Consider the following 25,136-nt stretch of genomic DNA (forward strand, 5'->3'; position numbering starts at 1 on the left):
CACTGTCGCCGCCGGTACGCGCCGCCGGATTGGACGAATGTTCCCGGGCCGTCCTCCAACGATGCCGTACTCGTACGATGGGACGATGCAGACGTTCGTGCACGGCGAGGCCATGTGGGGCGTCGAGTGTCCACGGCGGCCCAGCCGGGTGGCCGGTCTCACCATGGCCGGATTCCGTATCCGTGAACTGGACGCGCTTCGGATGGTCCCGCACCCGGCCGTGACACTGTTCCTGGAGTTCGGCGCCGGCTCGCCCGTCCTCGACTGCGCGTCAGGGCAGCGGCAGCGGGGCAGCGTCGTCGCCGGGCCCGGGCTCGGGGCCGGAGGCGGGGTCCGGGCGCGGGGAGAGAACGTCGAGTGCGTGCAGGTACGCCTGTCCCCGGTGATCGCACGCGCGATTCTGGGTGTCGACCCCGCCGACCTCGACGGCGCCGTGGTGCCGCTGGGCGACCTGTGGGGCCGGGAGGCGTCCCGGATCCGCGAGCGACTCGGTGATGTCCCGTCCTGGCAGGATCGGTTCGCGCTGACGGACGCACTGCTCGCCCGCCGGCATGAGGCGGGGCCGCCGGTGGACCCGGAGGTGGCCTGGGCCTGGCACCGGATCGTCGTCAGCCGTGGCCTGACCCGGGTCGACGGACTCGCGGCCGAGGTCGGGTGGAGCCGCAAGCGGCTGTGGTCCCGGTTCCGGGCGCAGCTCGGCCTGCCGCCCAAACGCGCCGTGAAGCTGGTCCGCTTCGACCATGCCGCCCACCGCCTGGTCGCGGGTGAGGGCGCGGCCCGAGTCGCGGCCGACACCGGTTACGCCGACCAGTCCCACCTGCATCGGGACGTCATGGCGTTCACCGGGGCAACCCCCGCGACCGTGGCCGGCGAGCCGTTCCTCGCCGTTGACCACCTCGCGTGGCCCAGCCGTGGAACAACCGCGTTCTTCCCTTCTCCAGGGAGCCCTGGCCCGGCCGCCGTTCGGAGGTGAGACGGCAAGCGCCCCGGCCGACCGGGTCCAGCCGCTCCTCCCGCGGGTCCCCGCAGTGTCAGCTCCGGGGCGGCTGTCCGGCTTCTGCGGCCGGCGGCTCCGGCTTCACCTGGTACGTGGCGACGGGCCCGGCGTCCTTCTCGTCGTCCTTGATCGCCCGGGCCTCGCTCTTGAGGATCCGGGCGGACTTGCCCGCGCTGCGGGCCAGGTCGGGCAGCTTCTTCGCCCCGAGCAGGACGATGACCACGATCAGCAGGATCGCGATCTCACTTATGCCGAACATGACGGGCGACTCCGAGGGGCTCCGGGCGAGTACTTCTACGTGACTGTAGAGCATCGGGCACCGAGAGCGGGACGAACCGGTACGCTGCCGCGCGTACGGGCAGCAAGCGGAGGGAACGATTCGGCCCATGGGGCGTCAGAAGCACGGATACATATCAGGATTGGCCGCCGTGGCGGCAGCGCTGCTCGTCACCGGCACGGGCTGCTCCGGCCAGAGCGGCGGCGGCCGCACCGGGCCGGACGCGAAGGCGTCCGCCACCGCCACACCCACGCGCGGTGGGACGAAGCCGGCGCCGACCGGCGCACCCGGCGGCGCGGACTCCGGCACCGGCACCGGCACCCTGCCCGGGGTGCCCGCGGCCGCCGAGGCGCGCACCCGGCTCGCCGCGCTCAAGGTCGCCCCGCAGGGCTCGATGACCGGCTACAGCCGTGACAAGTTCCCGCACTGGGCCGAGCAGGGCGAGAACTGCAACACTCGCGAGACCGTCCTCGAACGCGACGGCACCGGCGTCCGCCGCGACTCCCAGTGCCGCGCCGTCTCCGGTACCTGGGTCAGCGTCTACGACGGCAGGACCGTCACCAAGGCCTCCGGCCTCGACATCGACCACATGGTGCCGCTCGCCAACGCCTGGCGCTCCGGCGCGAACACCTGGACCCAGGAGAAGCGCAAGGCCTTCGCCAACGACCTCACCCACCCCCAGCTCCTCGCCGTCTCCGCCGTGACCAACCGCTCCAAGGGGGACCAGGGCCCCGACGAGTGGCAGCCGCCGTCCCGCGCGTACTGGTGCGTGTACGCGCGCGCGTGGACCTCGGTGAAGGCGACGTACGGTCTGACGGTGACCTCCGCCGAGAAGAAGGCACTCGGCGTCATGCTCGACACCTGCGGCTCCTGATCCACACCCGCACCACCCGCACCACCCGCACACCCGCACCCGTACTCCTCCTCGTACGCGGTCCCGCGCCCCCACCCCCACCATTCGCGGCGGGTGGGGGCCGCCGGATTATGGGGGCGGAGCTCCCATGTGCGGGGGCGGCGGATGGCGTTGACTGGCGCATGCCGAACGGCCGGCCGGTACGGACACCATCCACTGCGTGCGCCCCAGGCGCACCGCAACCCGAGGAGACGATCCGCATGAGCAGCGTCCTCAAGCTCCAGAACCTCGAGGCCAAGGCCGCCACCAACGTCGCCGCCGTCCTCAGCCTGACCAGCTCCAGCAGCACCTGCTGCTCCGTGAAGCCCACGGACGCCTGACGCATCGGCCGGTGATCCGCGTGGGGGTGCACGGGGCACCCCCACGCGGATCCCGCGCCTTTCCCGGCACCGCAGGCAACCCCGAGGCTGAGCTGAGGCTGAGATGCGCAACGAACGATGGGTCAACCGGTTCCTCTTCGCCTGGAACGACACGCTGTTCTTCGATCCGCTCGACGTCGACTACATCCCGCGCGAGGACCACTTCCTCGCCGGCCTCGACCAGCGGACCCGGGACCGCTTCGTCCGCAGCGGCATCTGGTGGAGCCACCGCCACGATCCCGAACTGCCCGCCCAGGGCTGGAAGATCCACGTCTCGGCGCACCACCGCAACGTCCGCGAGGTCGCCGCCATCGTGATCGGCTATCTCACCGCCCACGGCCACGACTTCAAGATCGCGCTCGACCTCAACATCTTCGAGATGCTCAACTCCAAGGGCATGTCACGGGGGAGCGGCGGCAAACTCGTCACCGTCTACCCGCGCGACGAGGAGCGCTTCCGCACCTGCCTCGCCGACCTCGCCCGGCTCCTCGAAGGGGCCGAAGGCCCGTACATCCTGTCCGACCTGCGCTACCGCGACAGCAAGGCGCTCTACTTCCGGTACGGGCAGTTCCTCGACACCCACACCGTCGACGTGCTCGGCCGCCGCGTCCCGCACATCACCGGACCCGACGGCGCCCCCGTACCCGACGACCGGCGGCCCGGCCAGGCCCACCCCGGGTGGGTGCCGTGGCCGTTCGACGACTGGAAGCCGGAGGACTACGAGGACGACGACTCCGGCGACGGGCTGCTGGGCGGGCGGTTCCGGGTGACCGGTGCCATCCAGTTCTCCAACAGCGGTGGCGTCTACACCGCCGAGGACACCGCGGACGGCGACCGCAAGGTGGTCCTCAAGGAGGCCCGCCCGCACACCAACCCCAACCCGCGCCAGGACCACGACGCCGTCGACATCCTCGCCCGCGAGTGGACCTTCCTCAACCGCCTCGACGGCACCGGCTTCTTCCCCGCGCCCCTCGCGACGTTCACCCACTGGGAACACCACTTCATCGCCGAGTCGTTCGCCGAGGGCTCCGACATCCGCTCGGTGCTCCTGGAGCGCAATCCGCTCGCCCGCCCCGGCTTCGACGTCGAGCAGTCCAAGGACTTCCTGCGGATCTTCCTCACCGTCTTCCGCAGCCTCGCCCGCGCCGTGCGGGCGGCCCACGACCGGCATGTCGTGCTCGGTGACCTCACGGCCGCCAACCTCCTCGTCGACACCGACACCCACGAGGTGACGATCGTCGACCTGGAGGCCTGCCGGCTCGCCGACGACGCACCCGACGCCGACGCGGACGCCCCGGACAAGGGCACGGACGCCGCGAAACACGGACTCGCCCAGCCCGTCGAGCTCTTCACGCCCGGCTTCAGCCTCTCCCGGCACATCTACCAGGCCCACGGCTACGAGGGCGACCTCTTCGCCCTCGCCACCACCATGGCCTACTTCGTCTTCCCGATCGCGGCCATGTCGTACCTCCGCGCCGACGTCCTCGACAGCTACCGGCTGTACCTCGACGACCTCGGCTGGCCCCGCTCCCTGCACACCCTCATCACCGACCTGGCCGCCGCCCGGATCGGGCTGCCCGAGGTGCTCGACGCCCTCGCCGACCCCGAGGCCCTGATCGACCAGGTCCGTGAGCCCGCGCCCCGTACCGTCGACCCGGCGCCGCTCACCGAGGCCGCGGACGGCGTCGCCGCCTTCATCACCGCCGTCGCCGACACCGGGCGCGCCACGCTCTTCCCCGCCGACCCGTTCGCCCATGTCACCAACCCGCTCAGCCTCGGCTTCGGCGCGAGCGGTGTGCTCTGGGCGCTGCACGCCTCCGGGATCCCGCTGCGCCCCGAGTGGCGCGCCTGGCTGCGCGAGCGGCTGGCCGGAATCGATCCCCGTACCTACCCCGACGGACTGATGAGCGGCCTCGCCGGAATCGCCTGGGCCGCCGACACCCTCGGCCTGCGCACCGAGGCCCGCGAACTCCTCGACCACGCCAACCGCCGCACCCGCACCGCCGGGCCCGAGGCCGCCGACCACACCTTCTACTACGGCCTCGCCGGGCTCGGCATGACGAACCTGCGCTTCCACCTGTACGGCTCCGAGCACGACCCGGCCGACCTGGCCGCCGCCCACGCCTGTGCCGCCGCGCTCCACGAGACCGCCCACCGCGACGGTGAGCGCGCCTACTGGCTCAACTCCTTCTCCGCCAAGGGCCCGTTGACCGGCCTCGGCTTCGGACAGGCCGGCCCCGCCCTCTTCCTGCTGCGCATGTTCCAGGTCACCGGCGAGGAGAAGCACCGGCGGCTCGGCCGGGCCGCGCTCGACTGGGAGATGGCGCACGCCCGGCCCCTCGACGACGAGGGCGGCCCGCTGATGTTCGAGCACGAGGGCACCATGGAGCCGTACCTGGAGGTGGGCTCCGCGGGCGTCCTGCGGGTGCTCCTGCGGTACGGCGACACCGAAGCCGCCCGGACCGTGCTGCGCGGCCTCGACGTCGGCCACTCCGTGCTCCCCGGCCACTCCTTCGGCATGAGCGGGATCGCCGACGCGCTGCTCGACGCCGCCGAGCTCCTCGGCGACCCCCGCCACCGCGAGACCGCGCTGCGCCAACTCGACCACGTCCGGCGGGTGTTCCTCTTCCAGCCCGAGCCGCGCTTCCGCATCCCGCGCGACCCGGCCGGACCCGCCCCGCTCGGCGTCCCCGGCGAAGGACTGCTGCGCTGCGCCACCGACTACCTCACCGGCTCGGCCGGTGTCCTGCGCGTCCTGCACCGGCTCCGGAACGGGGGCCCCGCCGACTTCCTCCTCGACGAGGTGGCCGCCCGGTGAACCAGCTCTGGCACACCCTGCGCGGCCACCGCGGCCCCTTCGCCGCCATCCTCGCCGCCGAGGCCCTCGCCGGCGGCACCGAGGCGCTGCTCCACCCGCTGCTCCTCAAGGCCCTCTTCGACCAGGCCATCCTCACCGCCGACTTCCGCCGTTTCCTCCTCCTCGGCGGCTGTTACCTCCTCCTCGGCCTGACCCTCAACCTCGCCGGCTACGGCACCGCGCTCTGGCGCAAGCGGTTCGAGAACGCCTTCGTCCTCGCCCTGGAGACCGAACTCCTCGCCCACACCCTCCAGTTGGAGGGGCGGAGGCTTGCCGAGCCCGGCAGCGCCTCGTACGTCAGCCGCATCCACAACGACGTACGCGAGGGCGTCCTGCCCGCCGTCGACGTCGCCATCCGCATCGCCCGCCAGGCCGTCGCCTCCACCGTCTTCCTCGGCGTGCTGCTCTATCTGTCCTGGCAGGCCAGCCTGGTGCTCCTGGTGATCGTGCCGCCGCTGGTCCTCGCCAGCAACCGGCTCGCCAAGCGCATCGCCCGCAACACCGACGCGGAACGCGAGGCCGAGGCCCACTACGTCCACGTCCTCACCCGCACCCTCGCCGCCTTCCACGCACTGCGCGGCCTGCCCGCGCTGCTCCCCGGCACCCGGGCCGCCAACCGCACCGCCCTCGGCTCCTTCCTCGGCATCACCTACACCAACCACCGCCTGGAGCAGCGCCAGCGCACCCTCAGCGAGCTGGTGATGAACCTCTCGGACACCGCGTCCATGGTCATCGGCGCCTTCTTCGTCTTCTCCGGCCGCATGTCCTTCGGCAGCTTCCTCGCCTTCGTCAACTCCCTCTGGCGGGCCGTGACCGGCATCTTCGACCTCGTCAACATGATCCCGCAGACCCGCCGCAGCACCGCCGTCCTGCTCCGCATCGAGGCCCTGCGCGAGCCGCCCGCCGGCCCCGCCCACGAGGAGGGCCCGCTGATCCGTGTGCACGGCGCGAGCGTCCGGTACGGCGAAGGCGACGCCCCACAGGCCGATCTTTCCCTGCCCGACCTCGTCCAGCGGCCCGGCGAACACCTGCTCCTCCGAGGCCCCAACGGCTGCGGCAAGACCACCCTCCTCCACGTCCTCGCCGGCACCCTCACCCCCGACACCGGCACGGTCACCCTGCCGCCCCGCGTCGCCGCCCTCACCGCCCCCGTCGACCTGCCTCCGCTGCCCGTACGCGAACTCGTCACCGACCCTGTCCTGCGCACCGCCCTCGACCTCGACGCCCTCGCCGACCGCCGGCCCGCCGACCTCTCCTCCGGCCAGCGCCAGCGCGCCGGCATCGGCGCCCTGCTCTCCGAGGACGCCGACGCCTACCTCGCCGACGAACCCTTCGCCAACCTCGACGACCACAGCCGCGTCCGCGTCCTCCAGCTCCTCCACGAACGCACCGCCGGCCGCGCGCTGCTGGTCGTCCACCACGGCGACGAGTCGCTGGAGGCGACCTTCGACCGGGTGGTACGGGCGGGGGCGGGGGTCCAGGCGGGCGCGGGCTCCGGGTGAGCGGCGCGGGGGAGCGGCCGCCGCGCGTCCCGGCGAAGCCGGGGGCGAGTTCCGGGTACGGCGCAGAGCGCCGCGAGCCCGGCCCCTGGCGCGGACGCGCCCGGCGGCTACGGCGCCGCGTCCGTCACCAGTTCACGGGCCGCCGACGCGAACGCCGCGCGGTTCGGGTGGCCGGTCTTCTGGAGGAGGCTCGACACATGCTTCTCCACCGTGCGGGGGGAGATGTGGAGGCGGCCCGCGATGTCGCGGTTGCCGAAGCGCTCGGCGAGGAGCCGGGCCACCTCGAACTCGCGGGCCGTGATCCCGCAGCGGCGCAGTGGCGCGGGCACCCGGTCGGTGCCGGAGCGGCGCTGGCGGACCGGGGCGCCCATGGTGCGCAGGAGCGCGCGGCAGGCGGCGGCGACGGCCGGCAGGGCGGCGGCGTGGAAGTACTCCTCGGCCTCCCGGGCCCAGTCGGCCGGGGCGCCCCAGCCGTCCTCGTACGCCGCCGCGGCCACCAGGCGCATACCGAGCCGGCCGGCCAGCGGATAGGGCGCCGCCGCGGTCAGCGCGGCCTCGGCCGCGGCCGTCGCCTCGGCGGTCCGGCCCTCGCGGCCGAGCAGCACCGCGTCGGCGAGGCCCGCGAACGGGCGGTTCCAGCGGGCCGCCGCGGCCCCCGCCGCGAGAGCCCGGTCATGGTGCCGCCGCCCGGCCCGCCCCGCGAGCACCCCGCACAGGAGCGCCACTCCGTGCCGCCCGAAGTCACCGGTCGCCGGGTTCTCCGCGTCGTACGCCAGCGCCTGCGCGAACTCGCGCTCGGCCCTCTCGTGATCCTCCTCCAGGAGCGAGCAGAACCCCCGGGCGAGGCCGAACTCCATCGCCCGTAACCCGGGCGCCGCGTCCACCACCGGCGCCAGCCGCCCCAGCGCCTCCCGCAGCTCGTCCCGCCGCCCCCGGTGCGCGGCGCGCACCGTCTCCGCGAGGCGCCACAACGCCACCGCCCGGCCCATCCCCCTGCGCGCCGCGTCGCCCTCCCCGGCCCGGATCAGCTCCCCGGCCGTGCCGTAGGCCCCTCGCCGAACCCCGTCCAGGGCCAGCGCGAACCCCGTCTCGTGCGCCTGCGGCGCGAGCCCGCCCCGTTCGGCCGCCCGCCGGCTCTCCTCCACGGCCGCGGTGAGACCGTCCCGCCGCATCGCGAGCCGGGCGAGACAGCCGTCGGCGGCGATCCGCAACGACACATCGCCGCCCGCCGATCCCGCCAACACCCGTGCCCTGGCGAACCGTTCGGCCGCGCCCGCCCCGTCGTGGTCCTGGGTGAGCCGCCCGAGGGCGAGCAGCGCCCACCCGGTGAGCCCCGGGAGTCCGGCCGTGTGGGCGGCGCCGACCGCCCTGCGGGCGGCCTCCGTGGCGGTGCGCAGCCGCTCGGGCGCGAGGCGGCAGGGCTCGATGTGCGCGGCGACGAGCTCGACCACGGCGGCGGCCGCATGGTCCTCGCCGGGCCCGCCCCGTCCGTCGAGCAGCCAGCGCGCCAGGTCGAGGCAGCGCAGCGCCTCCTCGGGCCGGCCCGCCAGGGCGTGCACCTGGGCGGCGCGGGCCTGCAGGGCGGCCCGGCGGGGCGCCGGGAGCCCGTGGCCGTCGGCCGCGAGTTCCAGCGCGTCGGCGGGAAGGGCGTTCAGGCGCCCGGTGAGCAGTGCCGTGGCCAGGAGTGCCTCCCGCGACTCCGCCCAGAGCTCGGGCGGCACCGACGGGGGCAACAGCCCGTGCACGGTGGTCAGATGGGCCAGGGCCCGGTCCGGGTCGCCCTCGGCGGTCGCCCGTCGCGCCGCCTCCGTGTACCCCCGTATCGCCTCCGCCGCATCGCCCGCGCTCGCGTGCAGCTCCGCCGCCCGCGCACACCACGGCCCGGGCAGCCCCGGGTGGAGTACGGCCACGGCGTGGGCGGCGCGCCGGGCGGCGCTGGTCCGCTCGGCCGGGGTGAGCGAGGCGAGCAGGGCCCGGGCGGCCAGGGGATGCCGGAAGGCGTAGGCCTCGGGGCCACTCGGGTCGGGCACGAGCAGATACGCGTCGGCCGCGGCCCGTAACAGCGTCGCGGTCCCGGCCTCGTCGTGATCCGTGGCGGCGCGCGCCAGCTCGGGCACACCGAACCGCTCCCCGAACAGGGCGGCCGCCCCGAGGAGTTGTACGGCCGCAGGCCCCAACCGCTCGGCCCGCCGCAGGACGTCCGCCGAGACTGCCGCAGGGACACCATCAGGGGCGCCATCTTCCTGACCGTACGCGCGCACCAACTCCCGTACGAGAAAGGGAAGTCCGGCCGACTCGTCGAGCACCCGGCGCAGCAGCGGCTGCGGAACGGGCCGCCCCGTCCCGTACTCCGCGGCCACCAGACGCCGGACCTCGCCGGGGCCGAGCGGCGCCAGGTCGAGGCGCCGGTGGGCACGGGCGGCGAGGGCTGCCGACGGGCCGGGCCCGGGGGCGGCGGTGGCCAGGAGCACCACCGGCAGGGACGGGAGATGGTCGAGGAGGTAGTCGACGACGGCGAGGGTCCCCGGGTCGGCCTCGTGCAGGTCGTCGAGCACCAGCAGGAAGCCGCGCCGTCCGGCCGCCGAGGCGAGGGTGCGGAGCATCGCCTCGGCGGCCGACAGGGGCGGCACGCCGCCCCTCCCCCCGAGCAGCCGGGCGAGGATCCGCCCGTGGCCGCCCGGTCCCCCCGGCGCGGGCAGCCGCTCGGTCCTGGCGAGCGCCAACAGGGCCTCGACCAGGGGCCGGTAGGGGACGGACGGGCCCACGGCCCCCGTCCGGCCGCGCGCCGCACCCATCCCCGCCGCCCGCGCCGTGGCGAGCGCCGCCACCGTGAACCGGGTCTTCCCCACCCCCGGTTCACCGCTGACGAACACCGCCCCGCCGCGTCCCGCGCGGGCCTCCCGCAGGGCCGCGACGAGGCGGCTCACCTCGTCGTCGCGGCCCACGAGCCCGCCGGCGTCCCGGCCCGGGTCGGTACAGGCGTGCGGCCCCGTCATGTGCGCCTCCCGTCCGGCCCCGCCCGGCGGCGTGCCGGGCACGACGATAGGAAGCGGAGGCCCGCCCCAGCAGCCCGCCGTTTGGGGGGCTTGCGGCGGCGTCCCCGCGGTCAGCCGGAGTCGAGACCGTCCTCGCTGACCCGCCGCGCCAGGTCGATCTTGGTGTAGGCGGGGCGGCCGGCCTGCTGGTACTTGGCCTTGACCCGGTCGAGGTAGTCCTTCGCCGTGTACACCGTGATCCCGGCGCGCCGGGCGGCGGACTTGAGGGTCATCCCGGACGCGTAGTCGAGCAGGATCTCCCGCTCGCGCGGGGACAGCCGGGGCCGGGCGGGGCTGCTGTCGTACGCGCAGGCGAAGGCGAGCTCGGGGGAGTGGGCGCCGCGTCCGGCCACGATGTCCTGGATGGCGGCGACCAGGGTCGGCAGGTCGTTGTCCTTGGTCAGATAGCCGTCGGCGCCGGCCCGTAGGGACTCGATGATCCGGGTGCGGTCGGGCACCGTACTGATCACCAGGACCCGGCAGCCCGCGGAGCGCAGCCGCCGGATGTTGTCGGTGGGCGTCGAGCCGTCGCGCAGGAGGAGATCGAGCAGGACGATGTCGGGCGGCGGCACGGAGCCGTCGGGTGCGGGGGAGGCTGTCGTGGGACCTGCGGTCCCGGATCCTACCCTCCCGGGCTCCGCGGTCCGAGGCTGCGCCGGCCCGGGGCCCGTGGTCCCGGGCTCGCCGGTCCGCGGCTCCGCCCTCCCCGTCCCCGCAAGGAGTTCGCCCACCGTCGCCGCCATCCCGACGATCCGTAATTCTGGCACCCCGCCCAGCCACGACCGCATGCCGTCGAGCAGCATCCGGTCGTCGTCGACCACGGCCACACTGATCAGACCGGCCATCTCAGCTCCACCCGTACGCCCTCGCCCGGCGCCGTGTCGACGACGGCCCGGCCACCGACCTCGGTCATCCGGGCGCGTATCGAGCCGCGCAGGCCGAAGCCGGGCACATGGTGCTCGGGGTCGAAGCCGGGGCCCCGGTCGACGACCGTGACGACGGCCCCACCACCGCCCTCCGGGTCGCCGGTCGCGGTCACCCAGGCGTGGCCGGTGCCGGCGTGCTTGCCCACGTTGTTGAGGGCCTCGCGGGTGGCGTCGGCGAACGCGGCGGCGACGGCCGGCGGCACCTCGGGCAGTCCGTGGTACTGCGCGGTGACCCGCAGCCGCAGGCACTCCACGGAGCCGACGGCCTCCTCCAGGGCGGCGCCGAGGCCCGGGTGGTGGATCTCCTCGGCGGTCTGCTGGACGAGGCGCCGGAGGTAGGCGGCCTCGCGGGCGCAGCGCTCGCGGACCTCGGGCGCGTTGGCGTCGACGCCGCCGGCCGCGAGGGTGGTGAGGGTGGCGAGCACGGTGTCGTGCAGGGCCCGGTGGTGGTCGAGCCGTTCGGCGTAACGGGCCTTCTGGGTCTCGGCGGTGAGGGCCCGGGCGTTGGCCTCGTCGAGCAGCCGGCCCTGGCGGCGCAGGTACCACCACATCACCCAGGCCATCGCGGCCGAGGAGAGCAGCGAGTTGAGGTGCCCGCCGAGCACCGCGCGGCCGGCGCCGACGAGGTGGTAGCCGGCCAGGTGGGTCGCGACGAGCAGCACGACGGCGATGAGCGCCTGGACGCGGGGGAGCGCCACGGCGGCGGCGGCGCTGGCCGAGCCGCCGAGCAGCATCGCCCAGCCGATCGCCGGCGTCTCCCGCACGCCGCCCCACGCGTAGAGGACGTACGGCAGCGCGCAGCCGGTGAGGAGGACGTCGGCGCGCACCTGCCGCGGGTCGAACCAGCCGCGGCGCAGCGCCGTCCCGTACACGAGGACGCTGAGCCCGAGCGCGGTGGCGATGCCCAGGTACGGGACGGGGTGCCCGTCGCGGCGCTGGGCGACGGCGAGCACGCCGACGGTGAGATGGCTCGCGCGGTACAGCAGGGTGGTGAGCATCATGAAGGACCGGGCCCGCTGGAGCGCGGAGCCCACCCCCTCCCGTCGGCGCAGCGCGCGCGTCCACCCCATTGCCAAGGACCCCACCGGCAAGACCGTGCCTCCCGTACCACCGTGCCCGACTGCCCCCGCCGACCCGCATTGTGCCCGAGCGGCCACCCGCCGACAGGGCCGCTACCAGCCGTTTTGCGGACGGTGTGAAGACGGTGTGCGTACGGTGTGGCGGACGCTCGTACCGGAGGGTAACAGGCCTGTGTCGAGGTCTTGTTGAGCATGGCTCGTCCGTGCTTCCCTCATGGTGACCGCCCCCCTTACCCCGGGTAATCCCCTGTCCGGAGCCGGAAGAAGGAACCCCCATGCCCTCTCCCCGTGAGTCACGTCCCCACCCCCGGTCCCCGCGCGGCCGGGCCCGCCGGCGCCTCGGCGGCTCCCTCGCCGCCGCGCTCGCCCTGCTCGCCGCCGCCGTCGGCTCCGGTGCCACCGCAGCCCCGGCCGCCGCGGCGCCCGCCCCCGCGGGTACCGCCGCGGCCGGACTGCGTGAGGTGATGTTCGTCGGCAACAACTGGGACGGCACCGCCGATGTCATCGAGTCCGGCGGCGAGTTGCGCAGAATCGGACGGGTCGATGTGATCCCGGACCGCGAGGAGCGGATGCGGGAGATCTACCTCGACCCGATCAAACTGGCCTTCTTCCTCGGCGTGCGCAGCGGTCCCGGCGAGGGCCACGACCAGTTCGTCGACGACATGTACGCCACCCCCGACGGCTCCGCCATGGTGGTCTCGCGGCCCAGCTTCGCCGACGTCGTCTCCGTCGACCTGCGCACCGGACGGATCAACTGGCGCTTCCCAGTGGCCGGTTACCGCTCCGACCACATGGCCGTCTCGCCCGACGGCACCCGGGTCGCGGTGTCCGCCTCCACCGCCAACACGGTGCACGTCCTGGACATCGCCACCGGCCGCCAGATCGGCTCCTTCAAGACCGGCGACAAGCCCCACGAGAACGTCTTCACCTCCGACGGACTGCTCTGGAACATGTCCATCGGCGAGGTCACGACCGCCCTCGACGCGACCTGGCTCGACTGGACCAAGGGCGACCGGAAGATCACCGTCGTGGACGCGAACACCTTCCGGACAGTGCGCGTCATCGACATGCGCGAGCGCCTCGACGCCTTCGGCCGCAGCGACCTCTCCGACGCCGTTCGCCCGCTCGTCTTCACCCCCGACGAGAAGAAGATGTACTTCCAGGTGTCCTTCCTCAACGGCTTCCTGGAGTACGACGTCGCCGGCGACCGGATCACGCGCCTGAAGACCCTGCCCGGCAACCCGGCCCTGAACCCCGACCGCACGACCTGGGTCAACGACTCGCGTCACCACGGTCTCTCGATCAGCCCGGACGGCGACAAGCTGTGCGTCGCCGGGACCATGGACGACTACACGACCGTCGTCGACCGGGCCACCCTCCAGGAGGGCCCGCTGGTCGAGGCCTCGAAGCCCTACTGGGCCACCGTGAGCGGTGACGGACGCTCCTGCATCGTCTCCGAGAGCGGTGCCGACCGGGTGAGCGCCATCGATTTCCGGACCGGACAGCGGGTCGCCTCCGTCGAGGTCGGCGACCACCCCCAGCGGGTCCGGCTCGCCCACGTCCCCGCCGACTGGACCGGCCCCACCGCCGGCTGACCCCTCACCTCCGAAGGACATCGTGAAGAGAACCCTCCTGGGGGCCGCGCTCGCCGCGGCCCTCCTGGCTGCCGGGATTCCGGCCGCCTCCGCGACCACATCCGATCCCGTCCCCACCACCGCCGCCTCGGTCTCCGCGGGCTCCGCCCTCGCCGACAGCTGGCAGCCGCCACTGAGCACCCGCGGCCGCTACATCGTCGACGCGAACGGCGACCGCTTCAAGCTCACGTCGGGCAACTGGCACGGCGCACAGGGCTCGTGGACCGGCTCCGGCGACATCGCCGACCCCGCCAACCACAACGCGGGCGAGAAGTCCGACGAGATGCCCCTCGGCCTCGACCGGGCACCGATCGCCACGATCCTCGCCGACTTCCACGCCCTCGGCATCAACAGCATCCGGCTGCCGTTCTCCAACGAGATGCTGCACGACACGCGCCCCGTCGCGGACACCGCCGTCGCCGCCAACCCCGAGCTCCGGGGCCGTACTCCGCTCCAGGTCTTCGACGCCGTCATCGCGGCGACCACCGCCGAGGGCTTCGCCGTGGTCCTCAACAACCACACCAACACCTCCCGTTGGTGCTGCGGCCTGGACGGCAACGAGCGCTGGAACACCAGCCAGTCCACCGCCCAGTGGGAGGCCGACTGGCTGTTCCTCGCCAAGCGCTACAAGGACAACAAACGCGTCGTGGGCGCCGACCTCTACAACGAGGTCCGCCGCACCGTCATGGACGACGCCAACTGGGACTGGGGAGACGACCACGACTGGTGGGCCGCCACCCAGCGGCTCGGCGACCGACTCCTCACCGAGGCCAACCCCGACCTCCTCGTCATCGTCGAGGGCATCAACTGGCAGGGCATCCCCGCCGACGGCTTCTTCCACTGGCGGCCCACCCTGGAACCCGCCCGCACCCTCTCCCACACCCTCGTCGCCGCGAACAAGCTGGTCTACTCGGCCCACTTCTACGGCTACACCGGGCCGAACCACACCGGTGCCACCGGCATGGGCGAGACCCACGACTGGCGCTACCAGGAACTCTCCCGCGACGACCTGTACGCCACCCTGCGCCGCCAGGCATTCTTCGTGTCCGCCGACACCGGCCGGCACTACACCGCACCTGTGTGGATCAGCGAGTTCGGCATCGGCGCCGACGAGACCAACCCGCAGGCCCGTGCCTGGTTCACCAACTTCGTGGACTACCTGATCGCCAACGACACGGACTTCGCCTACTGGCCGCTCGTCGGCTTCACCGGCCACGGACGCTGGAAGCTCCTCGACTACGACGCCGAGGGGCGCCGCTCCGGCATCCTCGACGGAGACGACTGGCGGGCCCCCGACTGGCACCGTCTGGTCACCGCCCCGGCGGCGACCGGGCCCGTCCCCGTCACCGACACCTGGGACATGCTCAACCTGGACCACGCCGACGCCGTCCAGTCTCTTCGCACCCGGGCCGGCGGCGACTGGGACTCCGGCGCCCGCAAGGGCGTCTGCCCCGACGGACAGCGGCTCATCGGTCTGTCGCACCACGACGGACGCGGCCTGTGCACCGACGCCGGAGCGCGCGGACTCACCGCTCCCGGCGGACCGGTCACCGTCGTCCACGACGAGCGCTATGTGAAGGAGGGCGACTGGGCCGGTGGCTACACCAAACTCCAGTGCCCACAGGGCCAGTTCGCCATCGGCTACAGCCTTCGCGGTCAGGCCGTCTCCGGACTGCTGTGCACCGGGGCGTCCCGCGCCCTGCCGCTCACCGGCCGCACGCTGTGGTTCGACCGCGGTGACAACCGGCCCGCCGGACCCGACGGGGCCCCGGGCGGCGAGTTCGCCGAGGGCAACTACAAGGGCCAGTGCGCGACCGGCGAGTACATCGCCGGGATCGCCTTCACCGGCGCCTGGCTGAAGGGCAAGACCCCGGACGCGCTGCTCTGCCGCACCCTGTAGAGCGCCCGGACACGACGGAGGGGCCCGCCGGACACCTGCCGGCGGGCCCCTCCGCAATGCGACCGGTCAGCGCATCAGGACCGGGTCACCTTCACCTCGTACAGCGAATAGCCCCAGCCGGTGCCGCGCCTCTCGCCGTGCACCCGCAGATAGCGGGCCGGCTGGGAGGCGAACTCGGCCGTGTCGTAGCCGCCGTCACCGGCGTCCGTGGACCACACCGAGCGCCAGGTGCCGCCGTCGTCCGACAGCTCGATCCGGTAGGCCTTCCCGTAGGCCGCCTCCCAGTCGAGCGTGACCCGGCCCACCCGGCGCTCCGTGCCCAGGTCCACCTGCCACCACTGGTCGTCGTTCCACTCGCTGGCCCAGCGCGAGCCGGTGTCGCCGTCCACGGCGCGGCCCGGCGAGAAGTCGACGAACGGGTTCCACCACTCGCTCGTGGAGGCCGAAGTGGGCTGCCCCGAGGCGAGGTTGACACCCATCTCGTGGTCCTCGGTCGCCTTCCAGGTGCGCAGGTACGACTCCGCGCCGTGGGCGAGCTCGTCCACGACGGCCGGGCCGCCCGGGGTGAGCCGGATCTGCTCGACCCAGTCCGGCACCATGCCGTTGTGCGCGGCGCCGTCCTTGTTCAGGTCCCAGGTGCGCTCACCCGTCACCTGCCGGTCGAGCACCGAGCCGCCGTCGAAGCTCTTGAACGGGTACCTGACCGCGTTCGCGGCGGTCTCGCCGACCGGGCCGGGCCAGCCGCCGACGCCGTTCATGTCGGTGCCGTAGCCGAGCCCGACCCCGTACTTCTTGCGCAGGTCCGCCTTCTGCGCGGCCTCGCCGATGAAGCCCTCGGCGCCGTGCATGTACTCGGCGACGAATCCGCCGAGCCGGTAGACCCGCTCGGTCCAGTCCAGGTCCATCCAGCTGTGGCTGGAGATGACGCCCGGGTACTCCTCGGCCTCCAGGATGTCGAGCGCCCGGCCCGCGGCCTTCACGCTCATGTGGTCGAGCTCCAGCATCATCCCGCGCTGCATCATGCCCTTCAGGGCGTGCTCGCCGAGCCGGGTCAGGCCGCGGGTGTTGCACTGCGCGTCCGAGGCGTACGAGGGGACGCTCACCCCGGCCGGCAGCTGCTCGGCCATCGCGGGCGGGGCCGCGGCGAGCCCGATCGGGTTGTCGTGCTGCGGACCGGCGCACTTCTCCGTCGCCCAGAAGGTGCCGGTGGACAGGAACTGGCCGATGTTCACCGCGACACCGGTCGTGCCGCTGTCGAAGCGCACGCCGCACAGCGCGTTGTCGAACTTGTGGCACAGGAACATGCTGCGCACGCCGAGCCCGTACAGCTCGTCCAGACCCTTGTCGATGTCCGCCTGGCTGCACTGCGGGACGTCGAGGATCATCTTGCAGCCGAACGGCTCCGAGGTCTCCACGCCGAGCACGACCGCGAGCTTGCCCTGCTGGATCACCGAGCGGGCCTGCGCCGCGTCCGTGACGATACGGAACCAGCCCTTGCCGGGGCCGCCGTACATCGAGTCGACGTAGTCCTGGAGCTCGTAGGACTTACGGGCCTCCAGGCGGATCGCGTCCATCTCGTCGCAGCCGCGGTCGCGCGGCAGGAGCGAGCAGATGAGGCCGTTGGTCACCAGGTCGTTGACCAGGACCCGCTGGCCGCCGCGCCAGGCCCGCTCGACCCACGCGTAGTAGTTCTGCTGGTGGCTCAGCGAGTCGTTGGCGGGCCAGTCCTTGAACGTGGGCCAGCCGACCGGGTCGTGCTTGCCGTTGTCACCGCCGGTCAGATGCTCGAAGAGGGCACCGGAGCCGTCCGGGTAGTGCTCGGGGCAGTCCTTCAGCGCGTCGGCGATCCCCGCGGCGGAGAAGGTCTGGCCGCAGATCATGCGGCCGCCGAAGCCCTCGTTGGACATCAGGTGGTTGTGCGCGTCGACGAAACCGCGCACCTTGCCGGAGGCGTCGGTCCCCGTGAACGGGGCGCCGGTGACGTTGATCTGCGAGTCGGGCGCCGGCCGTGCGGTGGGCTCCCACCACGTGCCGCCGGTGTCCGCGGCGGGGACCGGGCCGGCGCCGAAGACGACGGTGGCCAGTGCGATGAACAGGGCCGCGAGGGCGAATCGGCCGCCCGGCCCGCGTGTTGAGGGTCGAATCATGGTCAGCGATGCCTTCGGTCATGGGGGATACCGGGCTGAGCCTCCTGGGTGTTTCTGGCGGTAACAGTTGGCTCGCGCCGAGGATCGCGGTGAACCATCAGTGAGTCAATAGTCCGGGTCAAATGACCTGTTGACGATCGAGAGGCGCCCTCAGCCGTCGATCAGCGCCACCAGCTGATCCGCCGTCACATCGAGCAGCGCCTCGGCCGCCCGGTCGTCTCCCAGTACCAGATACTGCAGCGTCAGCCCGTCGATCGTCGCCGCGAGCACCCGGGCGATCAGGTCCACCGACACCTTGGGTGTCACGCCGCGGACCGCGCACACCTGCTCGACCAGGACCGCGGCGGACGCCACGTACCGCTCGTACTGCGCCCGCGCGAGGTGCTCGAAACCCTCCTCGCGCAGCGCGTACTGGGTGAGTTCGTAGGTCAGCATGTGTTCCGCCGGGCGGTCCGTCACATGGTCCCAGTACGACCCGAGCGCGTCCCGCACCGTCTCGCGCAGCGTGGCCCGGGGCTCGACCGCCGACATCACCCGGGCCACGTAGCTCCCGGTGATCGAGCCGATCGCCGCCTCCAGGAGCTCCTGCTTGGAGTCGAAGCAGTAGTGGAAGACGCTCAGCGACACCTCCGCCTCGGCGCAGATCGCCCGCGTCGTCGCCCGCGCCACACCGTCCCTGGCCATGACCCGGACCGCCGCCTCCACCAACTGCCGGCGCCGTTCCGCCGACGGCATCCGTGCCATGCTGCCTCCTCGCGTCGGGCGCCAGGGTAACCGCCCGGGCGGTCACTCCACGGGTGCCGCGAACTCGTAGGCGCACAACCCTTGTCAGTGCAATTTCACATTACTATTTTACTGCTCATGCGGTGAGTCCGACATCCGTCAACTCCCTTGTGAGCCATGGGAGTTCGCCGCGCGCCAGCCCCCACACCCTTTCCAGGAGCCCAGGTGTCCCAGCGCAGAGTCGTGCGTACCTCCCTCCTCGCCACCGCCGTCGCGGTGACGCTTCTCGCCACCGCGGGCCAGTCCGCGACCCAGGCCGCCGAACCCCCGGCCGCCCCGGCCCCCGCCCAGCTCCCCGCCGCCTTCGGCGCACCCGGCCAGAACCCGTTCGACGAGGTCGCGCACCTCGCCAACCCGCGTACGGCCGAGCCCGCCCCGGCCCCCGCCCCCGGCGGCACCGGTGCCAAGGCCCGCATCCCCGGCCCCGCGCCCAAGGCCAAGGGCGCGAAGGCCCGCAGCGCCTTCGCCGCCGGTGTGCCCTGCACCCTCGACGGCGTCACCGGCCTCGCGCCCGAGCAGTTCGCGGACTTCCTCGCCGACCCGGCCGTCACCTCCGACGGCTGTCTGCGCGACCTGATCTGGACCTGGGACGCCCGGCTCGCGCCGGTCATGTCCGACGCACACGTCCAGGCCGTCGCCCGCCGCATCTCCTCGCTCGCCCCGACGCACGACGGGCACAACTCGACCCACCTGGAGGAGATGTTCACCTACCTCCACGCCGTCGCCTACCACGACTTCTCCCGCACCGAGATCGACATCACCGACGCGCCCACCGTCGACGCCGTCCGCCGCGCCCTCGCCGACTACGGCAACGCCGCCCGCACCTTCGACGTCACCGCCACCAACGCCGCCACCCTGCGCGAGGCCCTCTACATCGGCAGCGCCCCCGGACTGCGCCAGTACCAGCTCGGCCTGATCGTGAAGGTGCTCGCCACCATGGACGGCGCGCACCCCGCGACCAACCAGGACCCCACCTGGGCCGGCGCCGCCCTCGCCGCGCTCTCCGTCAACTACCTCGGCGTCTACCCGGGCAACCAGGACACCGCCTTCCACGCCGCCGCCAAGGCCGACCCCGGTTACCGCGCCGCCTTCAAGGCCTTCGCCGGCTACACCCACCTCAAGGGCACCGCCAACGCCTGGGTGGCTCGCGACGCGCTCTCGGAGTACGGCCGCTTCGGCCAGATATCCGGCCTCCAGCCGACCATCGTCACCGACCTCGGAGCGGTCCTCGCCCCCGTCGAATCCGGCTTCGGCTACGGCAGCCAGCAGTGGGCCACGGTCGTCACCTGGCTCAACTTCTACGACGCCTGCGCGCCCTACGGCGTCTGCAAGGCCGACATCGAGAAGCGCCTCTTCCCCTACACGTACAGCTACGACAACGGCGGCATCAAGGTCCGCACCGCCCTCGACCGGGCCACCGTCGACCAGCTCTACTACGCGAGCAAGCAGGTCAAGGCCCAATTCCACCGCGTCCTCGGCACCGACACCCCCCTCGCCGGCGACCCCAACAGCACCCTGAACATCGTGCTCTACGCCTCGCGCGCGGACTACGAGAACTACCACCCGCTCCTCACCGGGTACGGCACCAACAACGGCGGCATCTACATCGAGAACGGCGCGACCTTCTACACCTACCAGCGGCGCGTCCCGCAGGACTCCACGCTCACCCTCGAAGAGCTCTTCCGGCACGAGTACACCCACTACCTGAACGGGCGCTTCGCCGTCCCCGGCTTCTTCGGCGAGGGCCCCTGGTACCAGGGCGACCGCACCACCGCCATGGACGAGGGCACCGCCGAGTTCTTCGACGGCGCGACCCGCGACGACGGCATCGCCGTCCGCAAGTCCCTGGTCCGCGGCATCATCAACGACACCGCCCGCGGCGGCCCCCGGATGAGCGTGCGTCAACTGCTCCACGCCACCTACGACGGAGACGGCTTCCGCTTCTACAACTACGCGGGCACCTTCTTCGAGTTCCTCTGGACCGAACGCCCCAGCCTGCTCCGCGAGATGTACGGGCGCCTGCGCGCGAACGACGTCGCCGGGTACGACGCCTGGCGCGAACGCCTCAGCGCCGACCCCGGCCTCCAGGCCGCGTACGACCGCTTCCTGGACGCGCAGATCGCCAAGGTCGACGACCTCTACGTCCCGAACACCACGTTCACCCCCAACGAGCAGCTCGCCTACTCCACCGTCGTCGGAGTGAAGACCGCCTTCGCCAACGCGACGTACAACACCCCGGACTGCGTCGAGAACGGCGAACCCGGGAAGCGCCGCTTCGTCTGCACCGGCCGGATCACCGCGAACCTGGCGAACGCGAACAGCGAGGACCAGAACTTCAAGGACATGTCCGAGACGGTCGACTACTTCATCCTCGACCGCGCGGGCGAAGCACTGAACAACCTGGCCGACATGAACTGCAGCTTCGGACCGATCGAGATCTGGTCCAACAGGGTCGCGGGCACGTCGAGCTTCCGCTGCGAGGGCCCGCTCCGCAGCTGACCCACCGTCCATCGTGCCCAGGGGCAGCGGCCCCTGGGCACCATCTTAAGAATGTGACATATTACTGCCGTGCCCAAGAGACACTCCCTGGACGCCGTGATCATCGGTGCCGGCGTGATCGGAGCGGCCTGCGCGTACTACGCGGCCCGCTCCGGACTCTCCGTCGCCGTCGTCGACCGCGGTCCCGTCGCGGGCGGCACCACAGGTGCCGGGGAAGGCAACCTGCTCGTCTCCGACAAGGGGGCGGGCCCCGAGCTCGACCTCGCGCTGCTGTCCACGAGACTCTGGCGCGACCTGTCCGCCGCACTCCCGCAGGACATCGAGTACGAGCCGAAGGGCGGGCTCGTCGTGGCGCCCGACGAGCCCACCCTGAAGGCCCTCCGCGCCTTCGCCCAAGCTCAGCAAGAGGCGGGCGTACGGACCGACGAGATCCCCTCCGACCGGCTCCGCGACCTCGAACCCCACCTCTCACCCACCCACGCGGGCGGCTTCCTCTACCCGCAGGACGCCCAGGTCCAGCCGGCCAAGGCGGCGGCTCACCTGCTCGCCGCCTCCGGCGCCACGACCTACCTCGGGGAAGAGGTCACCGAGATCCTCCGCACCCCCTCCGGCACCGTCACCGGCGTCCGCACACCCCGCCGTGAACTCCTCGCGCCCGCCGTGGTCAACGCGGCCGGCACCTGGGGAGGCGAGGTCGCCGCGCTCGCCGGGGCACACCTGCCCGTACTGCCGCGCCGGGGCTTCGTCCTCGTCACCGAGCCGCTGCCGCCCCTCGTGCGCCACAAGGTGTACGCGGCCGACTACGTCGCCGACGTGGCCAGCGACTCCGCGAGCCTCCAGTCCTCCGCCGTGGTCGAGGGCACCCCCGCGGGCCCCGTCTTGATCGGCGCCACCCGCGAGCGCGTCGGCTTCGACCGTACGCTCTCCACCGAGGCCCTCCAGCGCCTGGCCGCGCAGGCGGCCGCGCTCTTCCCGGTCCTGGCCGACGTGGACGTCCTCCGCGCGTACCACGGCTTCCGCCCGTACCTCCCGGACCATCTCCCGGCGATCGGCCCCGACCACCGGGTCCCGGGCCTGTTCCACGCGTGCGGCCACGAGGGCGCGGGCATCGGTCTGGCCCCGGCGACGGCGGCTCTGATCGCGGCGGCCCTCACGGGCTCGGAACCGCCCCTCGGCCTGGCACCCTTCGCTCCGCACCGAGATTTTGACGTGCACGGCGGGGGCGCGGAATGACGGACGGGAGTGGGGGACGTGCAGGGGGTCGCGTCCGGGACGTAAAGCGTGATTTGTGGCGCGGTTCTCGGGACCTCGATCGAACCAGGGCCCGCCCGCGCCGTAAATCATGCAGTCCCGGATGCGGCCACCGGAGCGGCCCCCACGCACCCACCCACACCCCCGACCCCCGGAGCGCCCCGTGTCCTACACGCTGACCTTCGACGGCCGTGAACTCCCGGCCCAGGAGGGCCAGTCCGTCGCCGCCGTCCTCTGGTCGGCCGGCATTCTCGCCTGGCGCACCACCCGCGCCAACGGCGCGCCGCGCGGCGCGTTCTGCGGCATCGGCCAGTGCTTCGACTGCCTCGTCACCGTCAACGGACGCCCGAACCAGCGCGCCTGTCTGCTGCCCGCCCGCCCCGGCGACACCGTCACCACCCAGGAGGGAACGGGCCGTGCAGAACACCACCACTGACCTCGCCGTCATCGGAGCGGGCCCGGCCGGCCTCGCCGCCGCCGTCACGGCCGCAGACCTCGGCCTGACCGTCACGCTGCTCGACGCGGGCGCACGCCCGGGCGGCCAGTACTACCGCCACCCCGCGCCCGCGCTCGCCGCGACCCGCCCGCAGGCGGCCCCGCACTACGACCGGCGCGCCTTCACCGCGTTGCTGCGCCGCCTCCAAGCCCACCGAACGGCGGCCCGCATCCGCTACCTGCCCCACCACCACGTCTGGTCCGTCACCCACGCGGACCCCACCTGGACCCTCCACGCCCGCACCACCGAATCGGCCCCCGCCACCCAGAAGCCCACGACCCCCGTCACCGCCCGCGCCCTGCTCCTCGCCACCGGCTCGTACGAGCGCCAACTGCCCTTCCCCGGCTGGACCTTGCCGGGCGTGGTCGGCGCTGGCGGCGCGCAGGCGATGCTGAAGGGCGGCCTGGTTCTCCCCGGCCGACGGATCGTGGTGGCCGGCAGCGGCCCGCTGCTGCTCGCGGTCGCCCGCTCGCTGGCCGGCGCCGGGGCCCGCGTCCCGGCGGTCGTGGAGGCCGCCGCGTACACCGGCTACGCGAGCAGCGCGGCCAACACGGTCACGCTGCTCCGCAACCCGGCGAAGCTGACCGAGGGCGCCCGCCACGGCGCGGCGCTGCTCCGGGCGCACACTCGGCTCCTCACCCGGCACGCCGTGGTGGAGGCGCACGGCACCGACCGGGTGGAGGCCGTCACGGTCGCCCGCCTGGACCGCGACTGGCGCCCGCTCCCCGGCACCGCCCGCCGCATCCCGTGCGACGCGCTCGCCGTCGGGCACGGCCTGGTCCCCGAACTGTCCCTGGCGACCGCCCTGGGCTGTGCCACCCGTACGGCCCCGGACGGCACGGTCGCGCTCGCACTCGACGAGGATCTGCGCACATCCGTGCCGGGCGTCTGGTCGGCGGGGGAGACGGGCGGCATCGGCGGCGCGCAACTCGCCCTGGCCGAGGGCGCCTTGGTGGCGCACTCCATCGCCGCGACGGTGACCGCCGCCGCCACCTCCGGCCCCGCCCCCACCCCCCTCCGCCGCACCCGCACCCGCCTGCGCGCCTTCGCCGACGCCATGGGCGCCGCCCACCGCCCCGGCCCCGGCTGGCCGGACTGGCTGCCCGACGCGACCGACGTGTGCCGTTGCGAGGAGGTGCCGGCCGGCCGGGTCCGCGAGGCCCTGACGGAACTCGGCGCGCGCGACGCGCGGACCGTCAAGCTGCTGACCCGTGCGGGCATGGGCTGGTGCCAGGGCCGCATGTGCGGCCCGGCCGTCGCGGCCCTCTGCGGAACGGCCAAGGGCGCAACCACGGCCAAGGGCGCAACCACGGCCACGGGCACAGACATGCCCGCCCCCGACCGCCGCCCCCTCGCCTGCCCCGTCCCGCTCCGCGACCTCGCCCAACTACCGCCGCCCGCAGCGGATTGATCGCGTCCAACCCCCCCGCCCGCCCTCTTGTGGCCGACCCGTACCCACCAATAAAATGTCACACACTACTAAGGAGCTGTCATGAGCGTCACCGCCTCCCACTGGAGCCCCACCCGTCCCTGGCGCGGCATCATGGTCGCCACCGCCCTTCCCCTCCGTGCAGATCTGTCCGTCGATTACGACGCCTATGCCGACCACGTGCGCTGGCTGCTCGACAACGGCTGCGACGGCGTCGTGCCCAACGGCTCGCTGGGGGAGTACCAGACCCTCACCGCCGAGGAGCGGGCCCGCGTGGTCCGTACGGCGGTCGAGGCGGCCGGTGACGGGGCACGGGTGATGCCCGGCGTCGCCGCCTACGGCAGTGCGGAGTCCCGGCGCTGGGCGGAGCAGGCCGCCGAGGCCGGCGCCGGATCCGTTCTCCTCCTGCCGCCGAACGCGTACCGCGCGGACGAGCCGGCCGTGCTCGCCCACTACGCGCAGGTCGCGGGCGTCGGCCTGCCCGTCGTCGCGTACAACAACCCCATCGACACCAAGGTCGACCTCGTCCCGTCCCTCCTGGCCCGGCTGCACTCCGCCGGCCACATCGTGGCGGCGAAGGAGTTCAGCGGTGATGTGCGCCGGGCCTACGAGATCGCCGAACTCGCCCCGGAACTGGACCTGTTGATCGGCGCCGACGACGTCCTGCTCGAACTGGCCCTCGCCGGGGCGGTGGGCTGGATCGCCGGCTACCCCAACGCCCTGCCCGCCTCCTGCGCCACCCTCTACCGCGCCGCCGTCGCCGGGGACCTGGCCACCGCCCGGCCCCTCTACCAGGCGCTGCACCCACTGCTCCGCTGGGACTCCAAGACGGAGTTCGTGCAGGCCATCAAGGCCTCGATGGACCTCGCCGGGCGGCCCGGCGGCCCCACCCGGCCGCCCCGCCTCCCGCTCACCGGCGCGAAGGCGACCGCCGTGCGCGCCGCGACCGAGAAGGCCCTGGCCGACGGCCACCACTGAGCCGCCCGCACGGACCGTCACCACCACACCGCACTGTCACCACCACACCGCACTGTCACCACCACACCGCACCG

The 25,136-nt window shown here is 73.3% G+C and carries 18 protein-coding genes; 12 read left to right on the forward strand and 6 right to left on the reverse strand.

Annotated elements, in window-relative coordinates; all coding sequences use genetic code 11:
- The first annotated feature begins 85 nt into the window (after positions 1–85).
- Positions 86–973, forward strand: a complete 888-nt coding sequence (locus tag AB0C73_RS22305; RefSeq protein WP_362532774.1) for a helix-turn-helix domain-containing protein — start codon at positions 86–88, stop codon at positions 971–973.
- 58 nt (positions 974–1,031) lie between these two features.
- On the opposite strand, the gene tatA is transcribed toward AB0C73_RS22305, so the two are convergent.
- Entirely contained in the window at positions 1,032–1,256 is a 225-nt protein-coding gene (gene tatA, locus AB0C73_RS22310; protein WP_362532777.1) for a Sec-independent protein translocase subunit TatA, read from the reverse strand.
- Between the two features lie 127 nt (positions 1,257–1,383).
- Here tatA and AB0C73_RS22315 point away from each other — a divergent pair, with 127 nt between their 5' ends.
- The 4 genes from AB0C73_RS22315 (at position 1,384) to AB0C73_RS22330 (ending at position 6,905) form a co-directional block, all read left to right on the forward strand.
- Positions 1,384–2,148: an HNH endonuclease family protein gene (locus AB0C73_RS22315; RefSeq protein ID WP_362532779.1), complete on the forward strand. Its 765-nt coding sequence runs from the start codon at positions 1,384–1,386 to the stop codon at positions 2,146–2,148.
- Between the two features lie 239 nt (positions 2,149–2,387).
- Entirely contained in the window at positions 2,388–2,507 is a 120-nt protein-coding gene (locus AB0C73_RS22320; protein ID WP_362532781.1) for a class III lanthipeptide, read from the forward strand.
- A gap of 103 nt (positions 2,508–2,610) precedes the next feature.
- Entirely contained in the window at positions 2,611–5,364 is a 2,754-nt protein-coding gene (gene lanKC, locus AB0C73_RS22325) for a class III lanthionine synthetase LanKC (RefSeq protein ID WP_362532784.1), read from the forward strand.
- Positions 5,361–6,905 carry an ABC transporter ATP-binding protein gene (locus tag AB0C73_RS22330; protein ID WP_362532787.1) on the forward strand — a complete coding sequence of 515 codons (1,545 nt, stop codon included), beginning with the start codon at positions 5,361–5,363 and terminating at the stop codon, positions 6,903–6,905. Before lanKC ends, AB0C73_RS22330 begins: the two co-directional genes overlap by 4 nt.
- Positions 6,906–7,012: 107 nt before the next feature.
- Here AB0C73_RS22330 and AB0C73_RS22335 read toward each other — a convergent pair whose 3' ends face one another.
- The 3 genes from AB0C73_RS22335 to AB0C73_RS22345 all read right to left on the reverse strand — a co-directional run bounded on the left by AB0C73_RS22335 (position 7,013) and on the right by AB0C73_RS22345 (position 11,936).
- Positions 7,013–9,901: an AAA family ATPase gene (locus tag AB0C73_RS22335; protein WP_362532790.1), complete on the reverse strand. Its 2,889-nt coding sequence runs from the start codon at positions 9,899–9,901 to the stop codon at positions 7,013–7,015.
- 110 nt (positions 9,902–10,011) lie between these two features.
- On the reverse strand, positions 10,012–10,512 hold the full coding sequence (locus AB0C73_RS22340) for a response regulator transcription factor (RefSeq protein ID WP_362532793.1): 501 nt from the start codon (positions 10,510–10,512) through the stop codon (positions 10,012–10,014).
- A 260-nt stretch (positions 10,513–10,772) separates the two neighbouring features.
- On the reverse strand, positions 10,773–11,936 hold the full coding sequence (locus AB0C73_RS22345; RefSeq protein WP_362532795.1) for an ATP-binding protein: 1,164 nt from the start codon (positions 11,934–11,936) through the stop codon (positions 10,773–10,775).
- Between the two features lie 284 nt (positions 11,937–12,220).
- On the opposite strand from AB0C73_RS22345, the gene AB0C73_RS22350 reads away from it, so the two are divergent.
- Both AB0C73_RS22350 and AB0C73_RS22355 read left to right on the forward strand, forming a co-directional pair.
- Positions 12,221–13,540 carry a YncE family protein gene (locus AB0C73_RS22350; RefSeq protein ID WP_362532798.1) on the forward strand — a complete coding sequence of 440 codons (1,320 nt, stop codon included), beginning with the start codon at positions 12,221–12,223 and terminating at the stop codon, positions 13,538–13,540.
- Positions 13,541–13,562: 22 nt separating this feature from the next.
- Positions 13,563–15,479 (forward strand): cellulase family glycosylhydrolase, encoded by a 1,917-nt coding sequence (locus AB0C73_RS22355; protein ID WP_362532801.1) that lies wholly within the window; start codon positions 13,563–13,565, stop codon positions 15,477–15,479.
- Positions 15,480–15,553: 74 nt separating this feature from the next.
- Here AB0C73_RS22355 and AB0C73_RS22360 read toward each other — a convergent pair whose 3' ends face one another.
- A complete protein-coding gene (locus AB0C73_RS22360) occupies positions 15,554–17,626 on the reverse strand; it encodes a discoidin domain-containing protein (protein WP_362532804.1) in 2,073 nt (690 codons plus the stop codon).
- Between the two features lie 150 nt (positions 17,627–17,776).
- Complete coding sequence (locus AB0C73_RS22365; protein WP_362532807.1) at positions 17,777–18,370, reverse strand: TetR family transcriptional regulator C-terminal domain-containing protein; 594 nt, start codon at positions 18,368–18,370, stop codon at positions 17,777–17,779.
- 204 nt (positions 18,371–18,574) lie between these two features.
- On the opposite strand from AB0C73_RS22365, the gene AB0C73_RS22370 reads away from it, so the two are divergent.
- The 5 genes from AB0C73_RS22370 to AB0C73_RS22390 all read left to right on the forward strand — a co-directional run bounded on the left by AB0C73_RS22370 (position 18,575) and on the right by AB0C73_RS22390 (position 25,062).
- Entirely contained in the window at positions 18,575–20,908 is a 2,334-nt protein-coding gene (locus AB0C73_RS22370; protein ID WP_362532810.1) for a collagenase, read from the forward strand.
- Positions 20,909–20,977: 69 nt separating this feature from the next.
- Positions 20,978–22,141 carry an FAD-dependent oxidoreductase gene (locus tag AB0C73_RS22375; protein WP_362532812.1) on the forward strand — a complete coding sequence of 388 codons (1,164 nt, stop codon included), beginning with the start codon at positions 20,978–20,980 and terminating at the stop codon, positions 22,139–22,141.
- A 121-nt stretch (positions 22,142–22,262) separates the two neighbouring features.
- Positions 22,263–22,595: a (2Fe-2S)-binding protein gene (locus tag AB0C73_RS22380; protein ID WP_362532815.1), complete on the forward strand. Its 333-nt coding sequence runs from the start codon at positions 22,263–22,265 to the stop codon at positions 22,593–22,595.
- Positions 22,576–24,066: an NAD(P)/FAD-dependent oxidoreductase gene (locus tag AB0C73_RS22385; RefSeq protein ID WP_362532818.1), complete on the forward strand. Its 1,491-nt coding sequence runs from the start codon at positions 22,576–22,578 to the stop codon at positions 24,064–24,066. Before AB0C73_RS22380 ends, AB0C73_RS22385 begins: the two co-directional genes overlap by 20 nt.
- Before the next feature lie 81 nt (positions 24,067–24,147).
- Entirely contained in the window at positions 24,148–25,062 is a 915-nt protein-coding gene (locus AB0C73_RS22390) for a dihydrodipicolinate synthase family protein (protein ID WP_362532821.1), read from the forward strand.
- Positions 25,063–25,136: the final 74 nt, after the last annotated feature.

It is taken from the genome of Streptomyces sp. NPDC048623 (assembly GCF_040650755.1).
Classification (GTDB): Bacteria; Actinomycetota; Actinomycetes; order Streptomycetales; family Streptomycetaceae; genus Streptomyces.